The organism is Emcibacter sp. SYSU 3D8 (genome assembly GCF_039655875.1).
In the GTDB taxonomy this organism is placed as follows: domain Bacteria; phylum Pseudomonadota; class Alphaproteobacteria; order SMXS01; family SMXS01; genus RI-34.
Genome location: NZ_JBBYXK010000007.1, coordinates 94,300 through 112,924, shown reverse-complemented (window position 1 = coordinate 112,924; position 18,625 = coordinate 94,300). Strand labels below are relative to the sequence as shown.

General features: G+C 66.3%; 21 protein-coding genes. 11 read left to right on the top strand and 10 right to left on the bottom strand.

All coding sequences use genetic code 11. From position 1 onward, the window contains the following. The first annotated feature begins 103 nt into the window (after nt 1–103). From WJU21_RS18570 to WJU21_RS18540, 7 genes are all read left to right on the top strand, one after another. Nucleotides 104–919 (top strand): class I SAM-dependent methyltransferase, encoded by an 816-nt coding sequence (locus WJU21_RS18570; RefSeq protein WP_346324961.1) that lies wholly within the window; start codon nt 104–106, stop codon nt 917–919. Between the two features lie 68 nt (nt 920–987). Further along, nucleotides 988–1,233 (top strand): type II toxin-antitoxin system VapB family antitoxin, encoded by a 246-nt coding sequence (locus WJU21_RS18565; protein ID WP_346324960.1) that lies wholly within the window; start codon nt 988–990, stop codon nt 1,231–1,233. Continuing rightward, the gene (locus WJU21_RS18560; protein ID WP_346324959.1) at nt 1,230–1,625 is read left to right on the top strand and encodes a type II toxin-antitoxin system VapC family toxin; all 396 of its coding nucleotides are present in this window, start codon (nt 1,230–1,232) and stop codon (nt 1,623–1,625) included. The genes WJU21_RS18565 and WJU21_RS18560 overlap by 4 nt, the downstream gene beginning before the upstream one ends. 134 nt (nt 1,626–1,759) lie before the next feature. Beyond that, nucleotides 1,760–2,188, top strand: a complete 429-nt coding sequence (locus WJU21_RS18555) for an OB-fold domain-containing protein (RefSeq protein WP_346324958.1) — start codon at nt 1,760–1,762, stop codon at nt 2,186–2,188. 24 nt (nt 2,189–2,212) lie between these two features. Continuing rightward, a complete protein-coding gene (locus WJU21_RS18550; protein WP_346324957.1) occupies nt 2,213–3,358 on the top strand; it encodes a thiolase family protein in 1,146 nt (381 codons plus the stop codon). Between the two features lie 108 nt (nt 3,359–3,466). Next, entirely contained in the window at nt 3,467–5,638 is a 2,172-nt protein-coding gene (locus tag WJU21_RS18545) for a molybdopterin-dependent oxidoreductase (protein WP_346324956.1), read from the top strand. Between the two features lie 183 nt (nt 5,639–5,821). Continuing rightward, nucleotides 5,822–6,394, top strand: a complete 573-nt coding sequence (locus WJU21_RS18540; protein WP_346324955.1) for a nuclear transport factor 2 family protein — start codon at nt 5,822–5,824, stop codon at nt 6,392–6,394. A gap of 3 nt (nt 6,395–6,397) precedes the next feature. Here the strand turns inward: WJU21_RS18540 and WJU21_RS18535 are convergent, their stop codons facing one another. After that, a complete protein-coding gene (locus WJU21_RS18535) occupies nt 6,398–7,798 on the bottom strand; it encodes an MFS transporter (protein ID WP_346324954.1) in 1,401 nt (466 codons plus the stop codon). 138 nt (nt 7,799–7,936) lie between these two features. On the opposite strand from WJU21_RS18535, the gene WJU21_RS18530 reads away from it, so the two are divergent. Further along, complete coding sequence (locus tag WJU21_RS18530) at nt 7,937–8,728, top strand: enoyl-CoA hydratase-related protein (protein ID WP_346324953.1); 792 nt, start codon at nt 7,937–7,939, stop codon at nt 8,726–8,728. Nucleotides 8,729–8,745: 17 nt separating this feature from the next. Here WJU21_RS18530 and WJU21_RS18525 read toward each other — a convergent pair whose 3' ends face one another. From WJU21_RS18525 to WJU21_RS18510, 4 genes are all read right to left on the bottom strand, one after another. Then, nucleotides 8,746–9,438 carry a hypothetical protein gene (locus tag WJU21_RS18525; RefSeq protein ID WP_346324952.1) on the bottom strand — a complete coding sequence of 231 codons (693 nt, stop codon included), beginning with the start codon at nt 9,436–9,438 and terminating at the stop codon, nt 8,746–8,748. Nucleotides 9,439–9,516: 78 nt separating this feature from the next. Next, nucleotides 9,517–9,813, bottom strand: coding sequence for an antibiotic biosynthesis monooxygenase (locus WJU21_RS18520; RefSeq protein WP_346324951.1), 297 nt, complete (start codon nt 9,811–9,813; stop codon nt 9,517–9,519). Continuing rightward, entirely contained in the window at nt 9,810–10,886 is a 1,077-nt protein-coding gene (locus WJU21_RS18515) for a DUF2332 domain-containing protein (RefSeq protein ID WP_346324950.1), read from the bottom strand. Before WJU21_RS18515 ends, WJU21_RS18520 begins: the two co-directional genes overlap by 4 nt. Next, nucleotides 10,883–11,371 carry a cupin domain-containing protein gene (locus WJU21_RS18510; RefSeq protein WP_346324949.1) on the bottom strand — a complete coding sequence of 163 codons (489 nt, stop codon included), beginning with the start codon at nt 11,369–11,371 and terminating at the stop codon, nt 10,883–10,885. Before WJU21_RS18510 ends, WJU21_RS18515 begins: the two co-directional genes overlap by 4 nt. A gap of 80 nt (nt 11,372–11,451) precedes the next feature. Here WJU21_RS18510 and WJU21_RS18505 point away from each other — a divergent pair, with 80 nt between their 5' ends. Further along, entirely contained in the window at nt 11,452–12,600 is a 1,149-nt protein-coding gene (locus tag WJU21_RS18505) for a citrate synthase family protein (protein WP_346324948.1), read from the top strand. 117 nt (nt 12,601–12,717) lie between these two features. On the opposite strand, the gene WJU21_RS18500 is transcribed toward WJU21_RS18505, so the two are convergent. The 3 genes from WJU21_RS18500 to dcd are packed head-to-tail and all read right to left on the bottom strand — an operon-like array spanning nt 12,718 to nt 14,990. Beyond that, on the bottom strand, nt 12,718–13,128 hold the full coding sequence (locus WJU21_RS18500; protein WP_346324947.1) for a DUF2948 family protein: 411 nt from the start codon (nt 13,126–13,128) through the stop codon (nt 12,718–12,720). 13 nt (nt 13,129–13,141) lie between these two features. After that, nucleotides 13,142–14,434, bottom strand: coding sequence for a UDP-N-acetylglucosamine 1-carboxyvinyltransferase (murA, locus tag WJU21_RS18495; RefSeq protein WP_346324946.1), 1,293 nt, complete (start codon nt 14,432–14,434; stop codon nt 13,142–13,144). A gap of 1 nt (nt 14,435) precedes the next feature. After that, nucleotides 14,436–14,990, bottom strand: a complete 555-nt coding sequence (dcd, locus tag WJU21_RS18490) for a dCTP deaminase (RefSeq protein ID WP_346324945.1) — start codon at nt 14,988–14,990, stop codon at nt 14,436–14,438. A gap of 147 nt (nt 14,991–15,137) precedes the next feature. On the opposite strand from dcd, the gene WJU21_RS18485 reads away from it, so the two are divergent. After that, complete coding sequence (locus WJU21_RS18485) at nt 15,138–15,410, top strand: hypothetical protein (RefSeq protein ID WP_346324944.1); 273 nt, start codon at nt 15,138–15,140, stop codon at nt 15,408–15,410. Here WJU21_RS18485 and WJU21_RS18480 read toward each other — a convergent pair. Beyond that, nucleotides 15,407–15,577, bottom strand: a complete 171-nt coding sequence (locus WJU21_RS18480; RefSeq protein ID WP_346324943.1) for a hypothetical protein — start codon at nt 15,575–15,577, stop codon at nt 15,407–15,409. The two genes, WJU21_RS18485 and WJU21_RS18480, sit on opposite strands and share 4 nt — an antisense overlap. 2 nt (nt 15,578–15,579) lie before the next feature. Further along, nucleotides 15,580–16,389, bottom strand: coding sequence for a methyltransferase domain-containing protein (locus WJU21_RS18475; protein WP_346324942.1), 810 nt, complete (start codon nt 16,387–16,389; stop codon nt 15,580–15,582). Between the two features lie 106 nt (nt 16,390–16,495). On the opposite strand from WJU21_RS18475, the gene WJU21_RS18470 reads away from it, so the two are divergent. After that, complete coding sequence (locus tag WJU21_RS18470; protein ID WP_346324941.1) at nt 16,496–18,607, top strand: protein-disulfide reductase DsbD domain-containing protein; 2,112 nt, start codon at nt 16,496–16,498, stop codon at nt 18,605–18,607. Nucleotides 18,608–18,625: the final 18 nt, after the last annotated feature.

Below are 18,625 nucleotides of genomic sequence, written 5' to 3'. Positions count from 1 at the left end.
CGGATATGCTGGGTTCATTCTGTTGGGGGCACCGTTCATATGGTCGCAGACCAAACCCTTCCGGCTTCCCCCTCGTGATCCACATCGTCGGTCAGGTGAGCGCATGGACGGCCACACAGATCTGAACCGTGCCTACTGGGACGAGCGAGTCGCCATCCACGTCCGCTCCCGATTCTACGACGTCGACGGCTTCAGGGACGGACGACTGTCATTGGGCGCGGACGAGGTTCGCGATCTGGGAGACGTGCGCGGCCAAAGGCTGGCGCATCTGCAATGCCATTTCGGGCTGGATAGTTTATCCTGGGCCCGTCTGGGCGCCGAGGTGAGCGGGCTGGATTTCTCCGGGCCTGCCATCGACGCGGCGCGGGGGCTGGCGCGGGAGACGGGTATCGCGGCCCGCTTCGTGCAAGCCGATGTCTACGACGCGCCAGCGGTGCTGGGGCGGGACTTCGACATCGTCTATACGGGCATCGGCGCGCTGTGCTGGTTGCCGGACATAACGCGCTGGGCGCAGGCCGTCGCGGCACTCCTGCGCCCGGGCGGACAGCTCTATCTGGTGGAATTTCATCCCGCCAATTGGGGGCTGGACCTCAACCCGGCGGGCGAAACGCCGGAAATCCGCTACGACTATTTCACGCGCCACGATGGCGAGCCGGTTGATCTTGCCGGGTCGTATGCGGAATCCGGCGCACCGACCGCGCACAACGGAACCCTGCAGTGGAATCACAATATGGGCGCTGTGATCACGGCGCTGATCCGGGCGGGCCTTGCGATCCGGGAAGTGCGTGAATCCGATGCGAGTTACATGCGGACATTCCCGTTCATGGAGCAGGGTGAGGACGGGCATTGGCGCGTGCCTGCCGGTCGCCCCAACATGCCGATGATGTATACGCTGCGGGCAGTCAGAGAGGGATGCTGACGCATTTCCCGCTCGGATGAGTGATGGCTGTGGTAGAATCTCTGATAAATTCTACCATATGGTGTCCGATGGGACTGAACATTAAAAAGGAAGAGACGCACGCCCTGGCCGCCGAGGTTGCCGAGCTTGCCGGTGAAACACTGACGCAAGCCGTCACCGTGGCACTTCAAGAGCGTTTGGAAAGGCTGAGACGACGGCAGGATGCCGACGCCAAGATCCGGCATGTGAAGCGGCTGCTTGATGAATTGGGTCCGATCGGTCCGCTTCCTGATCATGGCGCGCTTCTTTATGACGAGCTGGGCATCCCGAAATGATCGTGGATACTTCTGTACTCGTGGCCCTGGTCCGCAGGGAGCCCGAAGAGGATGCCTTTCTCGGCGCGTTGGCGAATAGTCCGCGTCCGGTTATCGCCAGTGCGAACCTTTTCGAAGCGTGTATGGTCATCGACAGCGCCAAGCGTGACGACCTCAGCGAAACACTGGACAGCATCGTCGCGGCACTCGATCTGGATATAGCGCCGGTCACCCGTCTCCATGTGGCGATAGCGCGGGAAGCCTACCGGAAATTCGGCAAGGGGAACCATCCTGCCCGGCTGAATTTCGGCGACTGCATTGCCTATGCCACGGCCAAGGCGAATGACGACGTATTGCTGTTCAAGGGCGACGACTTCTCCCAGACCGACATACGGCCTGCACTGAAACTCTGAATCCGCCCATTTCCCTTTCAGAAATCTCTGATATCCTCGCTGTCGAAACGGGTGAGCTTCATGGCTTGCCGCTCCGCGCCTTCCTCTCTAGGATCGCGCGTGACTTTTATCGTGCTTCAGGGGAGAGCCATCCAATGGCCAAGCAGCAAGTTCCGGTCCAGGAAGGTCTGTTCACATGGCCGTCCGATCATCCGCAGCTCATCGCGCGGCGGGAGAAGAAGACGGGCCGCGTGTACTTTCCGGCCATTCACAACTACGTCGCCGACGAGGATTCCGAAGAAGTGCTGCTGGGCACTCGCGGCAAGCTCTACACCTGGACCATCCAGGGCTTCCTGCCGAAGAATCCGCCCTACAAGGGCCCGGAGACGCTCGAGACCTTCAAGCCCTACGGCGTCGGCTACATTGAGTTGCCGGGCGAAGTGATCGTGGAATCGCGCCTGACCACGGCCGATCCCAACGAGCTGAAGATCGGTATGGAGATGGAAATGACCATCATTCCTTTCCGTGACGACGAGAATGGTAACGAGGTAGTGACTTTCGCGTTCGCCCCGGTCAAGGGCTGAGCGGACATATAGAGGAGACGGGATATGACGGACGTCTGCATCATCGGTATCGGCATCCACAAGTTCGGCCGCACGGACGGCATGAGCGGCCGCCAGCAGGGCGCTTTCGCCGTGCGCGAGGCCCTGAAGGATTGCGGCCTGGAATGGCCGGACATTCAATTCGCCTTCGGCGGCTCGGCTGCCGGCGGCAATGCCGACTCACTGGTCAATGAGCTGGGCCTGACGGGCATCCAGTTCGTGAACGTGTCGAACGGTTGCGCCACGGGCGGCTCGGCCCTGCTGTCGGCCTATTCGGCCATCAAGGCGGGCCAGTACGACGTCGGCGTCGCGGTCGGCTTCGACAAGCATCCGCGCGGCGCATTCAACGCCGACCCCAAGTCGTCGGGCCTCGAGACCTGGTACGGCGAGACCGGCCTGATGCTGACGACCCAGTTCTTCGGCATGAAGATCCAGAAGTACCTGCATGACCACAACATGTCGCCGGAAGTGCTGGGCCTGGTGGCGCAGAAGGCTTTCCGCAACGGCAAGCTCAATCCGAATGCGTGGCGCCGTGAGGAAGTCGACCTCGGCACGATCATGAATTCGGACATGCTGTCCGATCCGCTGACCAAGTACATGTTCTGCTCGCCTGCCGAAGGCGGCGTGGCGCTGATCCTGGCCAGCGAGAAGGTGGCCCGCCGCTACACCAACCGTCCGGTGTTCCTGCGTGCAGTGTCCATGCGGACCCGTCATTACGGGTCGTTCGAGGTGTTCAGCCCGTATCTGGCGCTGCAGCGCGCGCCGGCGCCGACCGTGTTCGCGTCGAAGGCCGCCTACGAAATGGCCGGCGTCGGTCCCGAGGACATGGATGTGATCCAGATCCAGGACACCGAGTCGGGCGCCGAGATCATGCACATGGCCGAGAACGGCTTCTGCAAGGACGGCGAGCAGGAAAAGCTGCTGCGCGAGGGCGCGACCGAGATCACCGGCCGCATGCCGATGAACACGGATGGCGGCTGCCTTGCCAATGGCGAGCCGATCGGCGCCTCGGGCCTGCGTCAGGTCTACGAGGTGGTGCTCCAGCTTCGCGGCGAAGCGGGCGACCGCCAGGTGCAGAACAATCCGAAGACCGGCTACACCCACGTCTACGGTGCGCCGGGCTTGTCGGCCTGCACGGTCCTGCAGAACTAGTTCGCAGCGCCAACGGATCGAGGGGCCCGGTCGGAAACGTCCGGGCCTTTCTCGTTTATACGCCGCCCTGCTGTACCGGTGGCGAAGCCGGAGTGAAAGGACAAGCCCGTGGCCGAGATCAAGACGGCAATCTGCCGCTTCTGTCATTCCTTCTGCGGCATCAAGGTGTCGATCGAGAACGGCAAGGCCGTGAAGGTGGTGGGTGACAAGGATAACCCGATGTATTTCGGCTATACCTGCGTCAAGGGCCGCCAGCTTCCCCAGCAGCACGCCAGTCCGGAGCGCCTGCTGCATGCCCAGCGCAGGGTGGGCAATGGGCACGAGCGCATCGCGTCCGATGCGGCACTCGACGAGATCGCCGCCACTATCGGCCGGCTGATCGCCGAGTACGGCCCGCGCTCGGTGGCGCTGTATGCGGCGACCTATACGTTTCCCTATCCCGCCGGCCGTGCCATGGCGATGGCGCTGATGGACGCTATCGGGTCGCCCATGCGGTTCACTTCCGCAACGATCGACCAGCCGGGCAAGCCCATGTCGATGGCGCTGCACGGCCGCTGGCATGCGGGGCCGCAACCCTATGCGGAATCCGATGCCTGGATCCTGGTTGGCGCCAATCCCGTTATCTCCAAATGGGGCGGTATTCCCCAGTACAACCCGGCCAAGCGGCTGCATGACGCGCTGAAGAACGGCCAGAAGCTGGTGGTGATCGATCCGCGCGCTACCGAGACTGCTGCGAAGGCGCACCTGCACCTGCAGTGCAAGCCGGGTGAGGACCCGACCATCCTGGCGGGCATCGCCAACGTCATGATCCGCGAGGGCATGATCGATGACGCCTTCGTGACCGCCGAGGTCGCCGGGTTCGAGGCATTCAAGCAGGCCGTCGCGCCGTTCACGCCCGATTATGTGGCGCGGCGCGCCGGTGTGCCTGCGGCCCAGGTGATAGAGGCGGCGCGCATCTTCGGCTCGGCCCGGCGGGGCATGATCACCGCGGGCACCGGTCCCAACATGGCGCCGCACGGCACGCTCAGTGAATATCTGGTGCTCGCCATCAATACGATCGCCGGCCGCTGGCTGCGCGAGGGCGAGAAGGTGCCTAATCCCTTCGTGCTGATTCCCACGCGTCACGGCAAGGCGCAGGCCGAGGTGAAGCCGAAACCGTGGGGCTATGGCGAACAGCTCCGCGTGCGCGGCCTGGGCGAGAACGCCAGCGGCCTGACGCCGGCCGCGCTGGCCGAGGAGATCCTGCTCGACGGCGAGGGGCAGGTGCGGGCGCTGATGTGCGTCGGGGGCAACCCCATGGCGGCCTGGCCCGACCAGCTCCGCACCTACGAGGCGATGAAGAAGCTGGAGCTTCTGGCCACCATCGATATCAAGATGTCGGCGACCGCGAAGGTGGCGCATTACGTCTTGCCGGCGACGCTGGGCCTCGAGGCGCCGGCGATCACCATCGCGAACGAGAACGCCTGGTTCTACGGCTTGACCACCGGTTATCCGGATCCCTATGCCCAGTACCAGCCCAAGCTGGTCGAGCCGCCGGCCGGCTCGGATGTGCTCGAGGAATGGGAAGTTTTCTACGGCATCGGCCAGCGGCTCGGGCTGCAGCTGCGGATCAACGGCCAGGACGTCGACATGGTCAACACGCCGACCACCGACGACCTGTTCGAGATGATCTGCAAGGGCTCGCGCATCCCGCTGTCGGAGGTGAAGAAGTATCCGCACGGCCACATCTTCGACGATCCCGACATGAAGGTCCTGCCAAAGGACGAAGGTTGGGAAGAAAAACTGGATATCGGCCATCCCGAGATGATGACGGAGCTGTCCGAGGTGCTCGCCGAGCCCGAGAAGGCGGATGCGGGGCATGATCTGACGGCGGATTTCAGCCATCGGCTGGTCAGCCGCCGGCTCAACGACGTCTACAATTCGTCGGGCCGCGACCTGCCGGCGCTGACCCGCAACCACCATTATAACCCGGCCTTCATGAATCCGGGCGACCTGGCGGCGCTGGGCCTGCGCGCCGGCGACGTCATCCGCATCGCATCGGACCACGGCTCGATCCTCGGCGTCGCCGAGGAGGCGGCGGATGTGAGGCCGGGCGTGATCTCCATGGCCCATTCGTTTGGCGACGCGCCGCAGTTCGACAACCAGCTGTTCTTCATCGGCTCGAACACCGGCCGACTCACGGACGTGACGCGCGATTTCGACGCCCGCACCGGCATGCCGCGCATGAGCGCCATTCCCGTCAACATCACCCGGGCGGAGGCGTCCTGGGCGGCGGAATGACCGTCGCTGCGGCAGAGGCGTCAAGGGGCGGATAATGCCTTCTTGGCGGGGGCGGCCACTAACGGCATGATCCATGTGGCGTCCTTGCCGCCTGCCTTGCCGCCGCCAGGGGACCATGCACTGCGTCACATTGCACGTTCCGTTGGTCGCCCTTAGGCTCTCGATTGAACAGGGGAGAACGACATGAGCGAGATGAACGACATGCTGGCGCGGCTGGCGGCGGTGGAGCGGGAACTGGCGCGGCAGAAGGATCTGCGCGACATCGAGGACCTGCTGGCGCGGTATTCGCGGGCGCTGGACTGGCTCGACGACGCCATGCTCGACACGGTGTTCTACGATGACGCCGAGATCGACTACGGCTTCTTCAAGGGCAGCGGCAAGGACTTCAAGCCGCGCTTGATGGAGGTCGAGCACAGCGTCGGGCGGCGCTGGCACTTCACCAGCCAGCTGAAGATGGACCTGCACGGCGATACCGCCGACGTGGAAAGCTACAATCTCAGCCTGTCGCTGCCGAACGAGACGCCGGCGGACAAGGCGCCCTATGCCATTTTCTTCGGCTTCTACAAGGACCGGGTGCTGAAGCGGAACGGCAAGTGGGGCATCATCGCCCGCAAGCACATCCTGGTCAGCGGCTCGCCGCTGGCCGAGATCGCCATGGACGGCGACATGGGCATGCTCAACCAGATCGGCATGACCAGCCCGGCGCATCCTGACTATCGTCCGCTGACACAGGCGCAGGCGCTGGAGAGCGCATAGGCCCTACTGGGAAATCTCCTCCAGCTCCAGCTTGCGGGTGCGCGGGCCCCAGATGGCGATGGACAGAACCACCATCAGCATGGCGAAGGCGATCAGCCCGAAAACGGCTGCAGTGCCGCCCACATACAGCATGTAGCCGATCATGTAGCTGACGAAGATGGTGCTGAGCCGGCTGAGCGAATAGGTGAAGCCGACGGCCCGGGCGCGGATTCGCGTCGGGTAAAGCTCTGCCTGATAGCCGTGAAAGGCGTAGGACATGATGTTCTTCGAGAGGGTGATCAGCACCCCGCACAGGATCAGCGGCGCCATGGCGCTCTGCATGGCGAACAGCAGGCCGAACACGGCGACGCCGCCGGCCGCGCCGACGAGTTGCCATTTGCGTTCGAACCGGTCGGCGAATGCCATGGCGATCAGGGGACCGAACGGCGCGGCAAGGGCGATGATGAAGGCGTAGCGCAGGCTGTCTCCGATATTGATGCCGGTCTGCTGCGAGATCAGCGTCGGCACCCAGGACGAGAAGCCGTAGAAGCCGATGGTCTGGAAGAACTGGAACACCATCAGCATGATGGTTCGGCTGCGGTAGCGCGGCTGAAAGATCTCCATCAGGTTGCCCTTGGGCTCGACCTTCTCGACCGAGTGGGCGGCGGGCTGGGGCAGCGGCGCGCCTTTCAGGTCGGCGATGACCTTGGCCTCGATGGCTGCCGTGATGGCCTCCGCTTCATCAAGCCGGCCCTGGTTGATCAGCCATCGGGGGCTCTCGGGCACGGCGCGGCGGATGAACCAGACGACAAGGGCGCCACCCGAGCCGATGATCGCCACCCAGCGCCAGCCGTCGAGGCCCAGCGGCGACAGCGGTACCAGCAGCCAGGAGACGAAGGCCACGATGGGCACGACCGTGAACTGCACGACGTGGTTGAAGGCAAAGGCGCGGCCCCGGACCTTCTTCGGCGCCAGTTCCGAGATGTAGGTGTCGATGGTCACCAGCTCGACGCCGATGCCGATGCCGGCGATCAGCCGCCACAGGCAAATGCCCGATCCGGTGTCCTGGAAGGCCATGATCAGGGTTGCCGCGCTGTACCAGAGCATGGACCAGGTGAAGATGGCCCGGCGTCCATAGCGGTCGGCGACATAGCTGAACAGGAAGGTGCCGATGAACAGACCCGCGAAAGTCGCCGCCACGAAGGACGCAGGGCCGGTGAAGATGCCCACCTTGACGTCGGCGAACAGACCCGCCTTGACCAGGCCGGGCATGACGTAGGCGGTCATGAACAGATCGTAGAACTCGAACATGCCGCCCAGCGACAACAGGCCGATAAGCAGCCAGACATGGCGGGTGCCGGGCAGGCGGTCCAGCCGGGCCAGAATGGCCGATGAGCGCTGCCGCGCCGCCGCGTCTGATGACATGCTTTCTCCCCCGATGCTCTGGCCTTCGCGCGGCATCACTTTAGCGGCGTCTTGCCGCGTGTCGAATGGCTTTGCGCGATTGCGCCGCTGTCAGCCGCCGCCTAATGTCGGCGGCCTGAATCAGCAGGGGTGAACGCGATGTCCTACGAAACCATTCTCTATGAAACCGACGGCCCGGTCGCGGTCGTCACCCTGAACCGTCCCGAGCGGCGCAACGCCTGGACGCGGGTGATGTCGCGCGAACTGGTCGATGCCTTCGAGACGGCCAACGCCGACAAGGCGATCGGCGCCATCGTGCTGACCGGCGCGGGCAAGGGCTTTTGCGCCGGTGCGGATATCGAGCAGGCGTTCAAGGCGCGCATCGACGGCGCGGGCGACAAGCAGGAAGAGGAAACCGGGATGCCGGGCGGCACCGACTGGGCCGATCTGTGCCGCCGCTCCAAGCCGCTGATCGCGGCCGTGAACGGTGCATCGGTCGGCGTCGGCGCCACCATGATCCTGCCGTTCGACGTGATCATCGCCTCGGAGGACGCCAAATTCGGCATGTTCTTCGTCAAGATGGGACTGGTGCCGGAATTGGCCTCGTCCCACTTTCTCGAGCGCCGGGTGGGTTTCGGAACGGCCAACGAACTGTGCCTGACCGCACGGCTGATCGACGCGCGGGAAGCGGGCCGCATCCGGCTGGCGGATCATGTGGTGCCGGCGGGCGAGTTGCTCGACCGGGCCAGGACGCTGGGCCGCGAGATGTCGGCTAATCCCGACCGGCAGCTGCGGCTGATCAAGGGATTGCTCCGGGACCACGGTCCGGCGTCGGACATGAACGCCGTGCAGCGCCGCGAGGGCGCATTGCTGAAGGAATGCTACGCCTCGGCCGAGCACAAGGAAGCGGTGGACGCGTTCCTCAACAAGCGGACGCCAAAGTTCCGATAGACGGGCGTCGCCAGGGTTTACTGGCCAGGCTGCGGGAACTCGCCGCCGATGGGACGGTCGGCGTCGTCGCTGCGGCGCGGGCCGGGGCCGCGCTTGTTGCCGGCCTCGGATTCCTTCAGATCCTCGACCGCGTCGCGTTTGGCGGCGGCGGGCGGTGTCCAGGTGACGGGGACGAAGGCGGCGGCGGCGGCCTGCCCCTTGGCAAGCTGCTCGGGCGTGATCATGGCGCGGATGCGGGCCAGCTTGTCGGCCGTCATGGGGGTGAAGCCCAGGCGCTTCATCCGGGGGTTGTTCTCATAGAGCGTCAGCCAGCGCGCGGCCTCGACGCCATCGGCCATGGGGCCGGTGGCATATTCATAGGCCAGCGAACCTTGCGCTTCCGGCCAGCCCGCCTCGGCGGCGCGGCGTAGCCAGACGATGCCGTCGAGATACCGGGTCCGCTCGCCTTTCGCCAGGACGATGGTGCACTCGCCGAGCCGGCGCTGGGCGTCCTCGTAGCCGATTCCCTGCATGGCTACCCGGAACAGCAGCCGGCTTGCCTTTTCGCAGTCGCCCGCGGCCTGCAACTCGACCGCACGCACATAGGCATTGCTGATCCGGTCGACGGCGTTGCGATCCTTGGGCAGCGGGCTGCGCTGCGGCTTCGATGAACAGCCGGCGACAGCCAGGCTGAGGACAAGAGCGGCGGCAAGCAGTCTGACGGCGGGCAATGGCGTCTCCCCGGGGGTGTTGGCCTTCGGTCCTATGAACTAACACCGGAGCAAGGCCGCGCCATCAAGAATCAACTCTCAGCCCAGAAATGAGGGCGCAAAATGCTCGACGGTGGGGAAGGGGTCGTAAAAATCGTGCAGCAATGTCCGCCATTGCTCGTAGCGACCGGAGCCGCGAAATCCGGCGGTATGGTCCTCCATCGCCTCCCACCAGACCAGGAGCAGATAGCCGCTCGGGCGCTCGATGCAGCGGCGCACCTCGATGCCGCCAAAGCCGGCCGAGGCCTCGATCAATGGCCTGGCCTGCTGCATGGCGGCCTCGAACGCGGCTTCACGCCCTGGCTTGATGGTAAGGTGTGCGGCTTCGAGGATCATGATCGCGGCATCCAGTGGGCGAACAGGCCATGCGGATGGGCATGGCCCAGCAGAAGATCATGTCCGCCGGGCCAGATGGTCAAGCGAATCTCGGGCAACTGGACCGGACTGGCCTGTTCCATGCGGAGCCAGGCGACGGGCGCGGCACCGGAGGCGCGGTGACCCGCATCGCGGATGGCGGCTTCGAACGCCGCGCGGGTGCCGTCGCTGAAGTACTGGGCGGCGATGGAATGAAAGACGACGGTGGCGACGCCGGGGCGTGGCTCGGCGAGGTGTCTGGCGGTCCAGTCGGCCGCGTCGGCGGTCTCCAGCGCGACCGGATGCCGCCGGGCCAGATCCGTGGCGCGCTCGAGGATGCGGAAGCGGCCGGGATGGTCGGGCCACACATAGGATTTCAACCGTAGAACAGCCTCTGCCGACGACAGGTCGATGGGGTTGATGTCGCAGCCCGCGCGCTCGATCACCCGTGCGGACACCCCTGTTTCCGGGGCGTCGCCCGTCCAGGCGGTGCCGATCGTCACCGGGCTTGCCCGGTCGCCCCACGCCGCGCCGGCGAAGTCATAACGGAACCTGTCCCAGTGCAGGTTCAGGCCCGCGCTGGCGCCCACTTCCAGGCAGCGCAGCGGCAGACCGGTCCTGGCGGCGATGATCAGGAAGCCGCCGACCAGCGCGCCCGTGCGGCGAACCTCGTTGGTTTGCGGCGCGCGCCGGATGAAAGCCTCGATGAACCCGGCCTCGCCGCGCATTGCCCGTTCCATCTCGGCACGAAACCCGTCCTCGCGGAACGTACCGCCCGCGCTGGGGTAATAGGCGGCCAGACCCGGTGTCCGGCCGGCCAACACCAGGAAATGCAGTGCGCCGGCCAGGCGCAGGCTGGTGACGGCCTCCCATTGTTGGCGGCTTTCCAGAGGCGCCAGCAGGTCTCGGCTGGCGCCGCCGGCCTGATAATCGGCGATGACACCGCGCAGCAGAAACGCGGTCAGCGGCGAGCCGAGGGCATCGCAGGCCCGCGCCTGGACATCGAAGGCGCGGACGATGCCGACGCGATCATATGCCGGCGCCGCCTGTGTCACGGCCCCGCCCGGCGGGGCGTGTCGGGATAGGGCGTGCCGTCCCGGCGGGTGTAGGTGGCCGGCTGCTCCAGGGGCGGCGCGGCCATGTCGATGTCGCTGTACCAGGCCGCATCGTCGGGATGGTTCGAGCCGATCTCGAGCAGCACCGCGTCCCTGGCGCTGTCGTTGCGGAAGTGGTGGCCGTTCTCGGCGCCGGCGGGGAAGCCGGCGTAGTCGCCCGCCCGCAGCACCTCGCTGCCGTCGTTCGTCACCAGCGTGACCTGGCCTTCCAGCACGCAGATGAACTCGTCGTTCCTGGTATGCCAGTGGCGCTGGCTGGACCAGGCGCCGGGCGGCAGGCGGGTCAGGTTGACGCCGAACTGGGTCAGCCCGGCAGCATCTGCCAGCCGGCGGCGCAGGCGGGCGCGGCATGGTTCGTCGTAGGGCGGTGGATAGCGGGTGCCCCAGATTGGCAACAGGGCTTCAGGGTCGATCCGTCCGGACATGGCTGCCTCCTTTGAGTGTGACGGCCACTATTTCGACGCAGCTCATTGCGTACGTCAATATTGATCAATACAATCAATATATGACAGTCACGCTGATCGCAGCGGAAGAGGTTTGCCGGCGCCTGGGTATCAGGCCGCAGACGCTCTACGCCTATGTAAGCCGGGGCATGCTGGATGCCGTGGCGGACATGTCCGATTCCCGCCGTAGTCTCTACCGCGAGGCCGACGTGGAGGCGCTCGCCGCGCGCAAGAAGGCCGGCCGCAGCCGGCCTGCGGTCGCGGCGAAGGCGATCAATTGGGGCGATCCCGTGCTGGAGACCCAGATTTCAACCGTGCTGCGCGGCCGCCTGATCTATCGGGGGCAGGATGCGGTCGCCTGGTCGGAGACGGCGACGCTCGAGGAAACGGCTGCCCTGCTGTGCGGCGTGGCGGCCTGGTCCGATGCGCCGGCTCCAGCCCTTGCCGCGGGGGAAGCCGGAATCGCCGGCGCGTTCAGCTATCTGGCGCGAAGCGCGAACGAGGCGCCGCCCATGTTCGGGCGCAGCCGGCAGTCCATGGTCATCGAGGGTGCGGGCCTGTTGCGCGGGGTGGCAAGCGCGGTATTGGGACGTGCGGCAAGTGGCCCGGTCCACGAGGCGGCTGCCGCGGCCTGGAGGCTGAAGCCAAGGGGAACGGACCTGGTCCGCCGCGCCCTGGTGCTGCTGGCGGATCACGAACTCAATGCGTCCACATTCGCGGTGCGCGTGGTGGGCTCGACCGGGGCCAGCCTGCCGGCGGCGCTGATGGCGGGCCTCGCCGCGCTCACCGGTCCACGGCACGGCGGCATGACCATGCGCACCGTCGCCATGTTCGCCGAGGCGCTGGCGGCCCCCGATCCGGCCGCCTTCTTTGTCGCCCGGCTCGAGCGGGGCGAACTCATCTGGGGGCTGCACCACGAACTCTATCCCGACGGCGACATTCGCGCGCGGGCATTGCGGGCCGCGCATGAGCCCTCGGGCGCGCTGCGCCGGACGATCGACGCCGCCGAGGCGGCCGGCGGCATGGCGCTCAACGTCGATGGCGCGCTGGCGGCGCTGGCCCACACGCTTGGGCTGTCGCAGGATGCGGCGTTCGCGATCTTTGCACTGGGCCGGACCGCCGGCTGGATCGCGCATGCCATCGAACAGACCGAGACCGGTACGCTGATCCGGCCGCGGGCACGCTATGCGGGGCCCGCGCCGGTCAGCTAGAATTCCAGGCGGCCCCGTATTCATGGCAGGTGGGTACATCACGGTCAGCGGCGAGGCGGCAACTGCCGGCCTGATGCTGGGGTTGCGAGAGGATGCCGTTCGCTGCCGCCGTGCCGTTCAGTCCGAATGGACCGGACGATGCGGGGTTTCCCAGGGCTGGCCGAGATCGTCCATGCCGGCCTCGACCAGTTCGGCCTCCAGGCGGATATCGGCGCCGCCGGCGAAGGTCAGGGTAATCAGGGCGCGGCCCGGCTGTTCGACCGCGTGGACGGTCAGTAGCTCCAGCACATGGTCTTTCGATTCTTGCGGCAGGCCGCGCACCTTGGCGGCAATGACGGTCTCGAAATGAAGGCCGGCGCGGGTGCGGTAATGGGGTGGGCCGGGCCGCTCCCACATGAACCGGTTGCAGACCAGGGCGAAGCGGTTGCCCGCCGGCAGCCAGGCAATATCCGAAACCTTGAGGGCGGCGTCCTGCAGATAGCCGCCGATCACGGCGATGTCCTCGGCATTTTCGGCGCGCAGCTTCATGGCCGGTCTGTCCTCACGGTACGATGGCCCTGTCGTCCTGGGTGCGGCTGATATCGGCGCCCACGGCGCGCAGCTTTTCTTCGAGTTTTTCGTAGCCGCGATCCAGGTGATAGACGCCGTTGACCACGGTCTCGCCTTCGGCGGCCATGCCGGCCAGCACCAGGCAGACCGAGGCGCGCAGGTCGGTCGCCATCACCGGCGCGCCCCGCAGGCGTGGATTGCCGCGCACCATGGCCGAGCTGCCATGGACCGTGATGTCGGCGCCCATGCGCGCCAGTTCGGGCGCGTGCATGAATCGGTTCTCGAAGATGGTTTCGGTGATCAGCGAGGCGCCGTCGGCCACGGCCATCAGCGCCATGAACTGGGCCTGCATGTCGGTGGGAAAGCCGGGGAATGGATGGGTGATGACGTCGAAACCGCGGCAGCGCCCGGTGGGATGGGATACGCGCACCTTGCCCAGGCCGTTGGAGATGTTGACGCCGGCCTTGGCCAGGGATTCGAAGACCGAGCCGAGATGCTCGACATTGGCGCCGTCGAGCACCAGTTCACCGCCGGTGATGGCGGCGGCGACCGCATAGGTGCCGGCCTCGATCCGGTCGGGCATCACGGTGTGGTTGGCGCCGTGCAGCGCATCGACGCCCTGGATGACCAGGCACTCGGTGCCGATGCCGTGGATGCTGGCGCCCATGGCGACGAGGCACTGGGCCAGGTCGGTGACCTCGGGCTCGCGTGCCGCATTTTCCATGATGGTGGTGCCCTTCGCGAGGGTGGCGGCCATCAGGAGGTTTTCCGTGGCGCCCACGGAAACGAAGGGAAAGCGGATCGTGGCGCCCTTCAGGCCGCCCGGCGCGCTGGCGATGACGTTGCCGCCCTTGAGTTCGATCTTCGCGCCCATGGCCTCCAGCCCCTTCAGGTGCTGGTCAATGGGACGGATGCCGATGGCATCGCCGCCCGGCATGGACACGGTAGCCTGGCCGGTGCGTGCCAGCAGCGGGCCCAGCACCAGCACCGAGGCGCGGATGCGGTTGACGATCTCGTAGGGCGCGACGGTGGACAACGGCGGCCTGGCCGTCAGCTTCAGGGTGCGGCCCCGGTTGGAGCCTTCGACTTCCTCGACGGCCGCGCCCAGGCTGGTCAGCAGGTCGGACATGGTGGTCATGTCGTCGAGCGCCGGAATGTTGTCGAGGGTCAGGGTCTCCTCGGTCAGCAGGCTGGCGGCCATCAGCGGCAGCGCCGCGTTCTTGGCGCCGCTGATCGAGATCTTGCCGCGCAGCGGCCTGCCGCCCCGGATGACGAGCTGATCCATGCTAGAGCTTCGGCAGGGTCACGCCCCGCTGTCCCATATATTTACCGGCCTTGTCCTTGTACGAGGTCTCGCAGGGTTCGTTGCCCTGGAGGAACAGGAACTGGCAGGCGCCTTCATTGGCATAGATCTTGGCCGGCAGCGGCGTCGTGTTGGAGAATTCCAGGGTGACGTGACCTTCCCATTCCGGCTCGAGCGGGGTGACGTTGACGATGATGCCGCAGCGCGCATAGGTGCTCTTGCCCAGGCAGATCACCAGGACGTCGCGCGGGATGCGAAAATATTCGACCGTGGTCGCGAGGGCGAACGAATTGGGCGGGATCACGCACACCTCGCCCGGCCGGTCGACAAAGCTCTGCTTGGAGAATTGCTTGGGGTCGACGATCACCGAATCCACATTGGTGAATACCTTGAACTCATCCGATACCCGGGCGTCGTAGCCATAGGACGACAGGCCGTAGGAGATCACGCCCTGACGCTGCTGCTTCTCGACGAACGGCTCGATCATGCCGTTGGCCAAAGCCTGCTCGCGGATCCAGATGTCGGACATGATGGCCATTGGGGACCTCTTCGGGTGTGACTGCGCACACCACTTCTACTGGAGCGGATCGCGTATCTCAACAGCGGCAGGATGCCTGCGGCCGATATGACACTGCCGCTGACACAGATTGCAGACTATGTCAGTATTGCCGCGGGCTAATTTGACATGATCACGACCTCGGGAGTCGTCATGGACTACTTCGCCAAATTGTGCGTGGGCCTTATCGTCGGCTTGCTGGTCTACTTCCTGTACCCGCGCTACAACAGAGCCCGGCCCATAACCAGTGCGGCGTTCGGACTGGTCGGCGCGGCGCTTGGCGCCTTCCTGTCATATCGGATCGTGGCGCTGGGCGGGCCCTATCTGACGCCGGCGAGCCTGGCCACTGCAGCCGGCGGCGCGGCAATCTTCTCGCTGGCCTATCTCAGCCTCTCGAGCTAATTGCCGGTCTCGTCGTCGGCGGGCTGCCGGGGATCGGGACTCTGGGCCCCCGGCGTCTGTCTGCGCTGCTGGTCCTTGCGCCGGCGCAGATTTTGCCTGAGCGCCTCGGCCGCGCGGCGCTGATGCGCGGCCTTGTTGGGGGGCTGCTTTCCATCCTTATCCGGCATGGCTAGCCGGCCGCCGGCTTGCGCGCCCAGCACTGGACCACGCGGGGCAGGCTGGTAAGCCGCGACGTGTCGCGGGCCTCGTCATAGAGCGTGTCGATCAACTGGTTCACTTCGGTTTCGGGGGCGATGCCGTCGGCGATGACGGCGCCGGCGATGGCTTCCATGGTTACAGGATTAAGCAGCTTCAGCCTGTCGTCGAGGGCAGCCGGATTTGCCACGCTGACCTGGACCGCGCCGAATCCGGCCGCAGCGAGCAGGCTGGGCAGGCGCGGGCCGAGATTGGCATCGCCGCCTCGCCGCCGGACGACCCGGCAATATAAGTCCACGTACCGATCGAGCGCCGCGCTTTCCGGGTGGCTGAAGTGTCCGCGGAAATCCACGTCCTCGGCGATGATCAGGCCGCCCGGCACCAGCGCGGCGAACACGTTGGCCAGCGCCGCGGCGGGCGCCGTCAGATGCGACAGCAGGAAGCGCATATAGACCACGTCGAACGGGCCTGGGAGCGGTGCGGCGATGTCGGCGGCCCGGTACTCGATGGCGGCGCCGGCGGCCACCGCCTCGGCCCGGGCGATCTCGAGCTTGGTCTCGTCCAGATCGATACCGACGATGCGACCCGACGGGCCGGCGCGGCGCGCCAGATCCAGCGCCACGTCGCCGCCGCCGCAACCGGCATCGAGACAATGTGCGCCCCTGGGGATGTCTGCCATGTCGAGCAGCCGCGCCGTGCCGCGGGCAAAGATGCCTGCCAGCAGCGCAAGTCTTTCGCGCCCCTCGATGCCGCCGCGAATGGCGTAGTGATCAATCTGGTTCATGGCCTTTTCCGGCTGGCCGCGCAAATGGTCCGCATGGACCGGAACGCAGTACCATATTATGCATGGAACGGCGCGCATCGGAACTGCGCGGCGGACGGAGAAGCAGATGACGTCTTTACCCAGGCGGTGGGCGACGAAATGGATGGCGGCGGTGCTTGCCTCGCTGCTGCTGACAGTGCCTGCAGCAGCGGCGCCGGTCAGCACCGAAAATGCCCAGGCCGAACTGGTCGCCGAGGTGGCCGCGGCGGCGCCGGGCCAGCCCTTCCAGGTCGCGCTGAAACTGATCCCGCGTGAGCACTGGCATACCTATTGGCGCAATCCCGGGGATTCGGGGCTGGCGACGAGCCTGGAATGGACGCTGCCCGACGGGTTTGCCGTCAGCGGCATCGAATGGCCGGCACCCAAGGCGCTGCCTTTCGGCCCCCTGACCAATTATGGCTACGATGCCGAGCACTGGCTGCTGGTGACGGTGACGCCGCCCGCCGATGCAGCCATGGGCGACGTGACGCTCAGGGCGCGCGCCGACTGGCTGGTCTGCGAGGAGATCTGCATTCCGGAAGGCGCCGACCTGGAATTGACCTTGCCGGTGGCGCAGGAAGCCGTGCGCGACCCGCTGCGCACGGCCGGCTTCAGCAAGGCCCGCGGCGCGCTGCCGGTACCCTTCCCCGGCGCTGCCCAATTCAAGGTGGACGGGAAGACGCTGGTGCTGCGCCTGGTGGGCGCGGACACAGGTGCGCTGCGGTTTTTTCCGTTTTCCGACACGCTGATCGACAACAGCGCGGCGCAGCGCGAGTCCGCGAATGACGGCGCGCGCCTCCTGGCCGTTACAATGGGCAGCGGCAAACCCGAGACGATCGTCGACGGTGTGCTGCGCGCGGGCGACAAGGCCTATGCGATCAGCGCGGCGGCGGGAACGTTTTCCACGCCGGGACTGGCACGGGCCGACGCCGCCGGCGCCTCGGGCACAGGCGGCGGCGCGGGTCTGGCCGTGCAGCCACCTGTCTGGCAGGCCCTGCTGTTCGCATTTATCGGCGGCGTGCTGCTCAACCTGATGCCCTGCGTGTTTCCGGTGCTGTCGTTGAAGGCGCTGGCGGTGGTGAAGGCGTCCGGCCTGTCGCTGCGTGAGAAGCGGATCGAAGGCCTGCTCTATACGGCGGGCGTGATGGTGAGCTTCCTGGCGCTGGCCGGCGCGCTGCTGGCGTTCCGGGCCGGCGGTGCGGCGGTGGGATGGGGCTTCCAGCTCCAGTCGCCGGAAGTGGTGGCGGTCCTGGCGGTGATCCTGTTCGCGGTCGGTCTGTCCCTGTCGGGTTATTTCGAACTGGCGGGCAGCTTCACCGGTCTTGGACAGGGACTGGTCGACCGCGGCGGGGCCGTGGGTGCGTTCGCGACCGGCGTGCTGGCCACGATCGTGGCGACGCCGTGCACCGCGCCGTTCATGGCCTCGGCGCTGGGTGCCGCCTTGCTGCTGCCGCCGATGATCTCGCTGCTGATCTTTGCCGCGCTGGGCCTGGGGCTGGCGTTCCCCATGCTGCTGATCAGCGAGGTGCCGGCCATCGGCCGGCTGCTGCCGCGGCCGGGTCCGTGGATGGACCGGTTCCGCCAGTTCCTGGCGTTCCCGATCTATGCCACGGTGATCTGGCTGGTGACCGTGCTGGGCCAGCAGGCGGGAATCACCGCGGTTGCGGCTCTCCTCGGGATCCTGATGCTTGTGGTATTCGCCATCTGGCTGTGGCGGATCGCAAGCGGCGCGCACGGCCTCGGCAAGGTGATCAGCCACGGATTGGCCGCCGCTGCGCTGGCGGCCTGCGTCTGGCTGGTCTGGTATGCGGGCGAGCAGAACGCGCCTTCCGTGACCGCCGATGGCGGCGTGCTCGCCGCCGAGCCGTTCGATCAGGCCCGGCTGGATGCCTACCGGGAGGCCGGCGAGCCGGTCTTCGTCAATCTCACGGCGGCATGGTGCATTACCTGCCTTGCCAACGAACGGGTCGCACTGTCCACGGACGCGGTCGCCGCCGAATTCCACAGCCGGGGGATTCGGTACCTGAAGGGCGACTGGACGCGCCGCGACCCGAAGATTACCGAAATATTGGCAAATTATGGCCGGAACGGCGTGCCGCTCTATCTCTATTTTGCGCCTGGTCGCGCCCAGGCCGTCGTGCTGCCGCAATTGCTCACGCCGGGAATCGTACTGGACGTTATCGGTCAGGCCGAGGGGTAGGACTTTCAAATGGGGAGC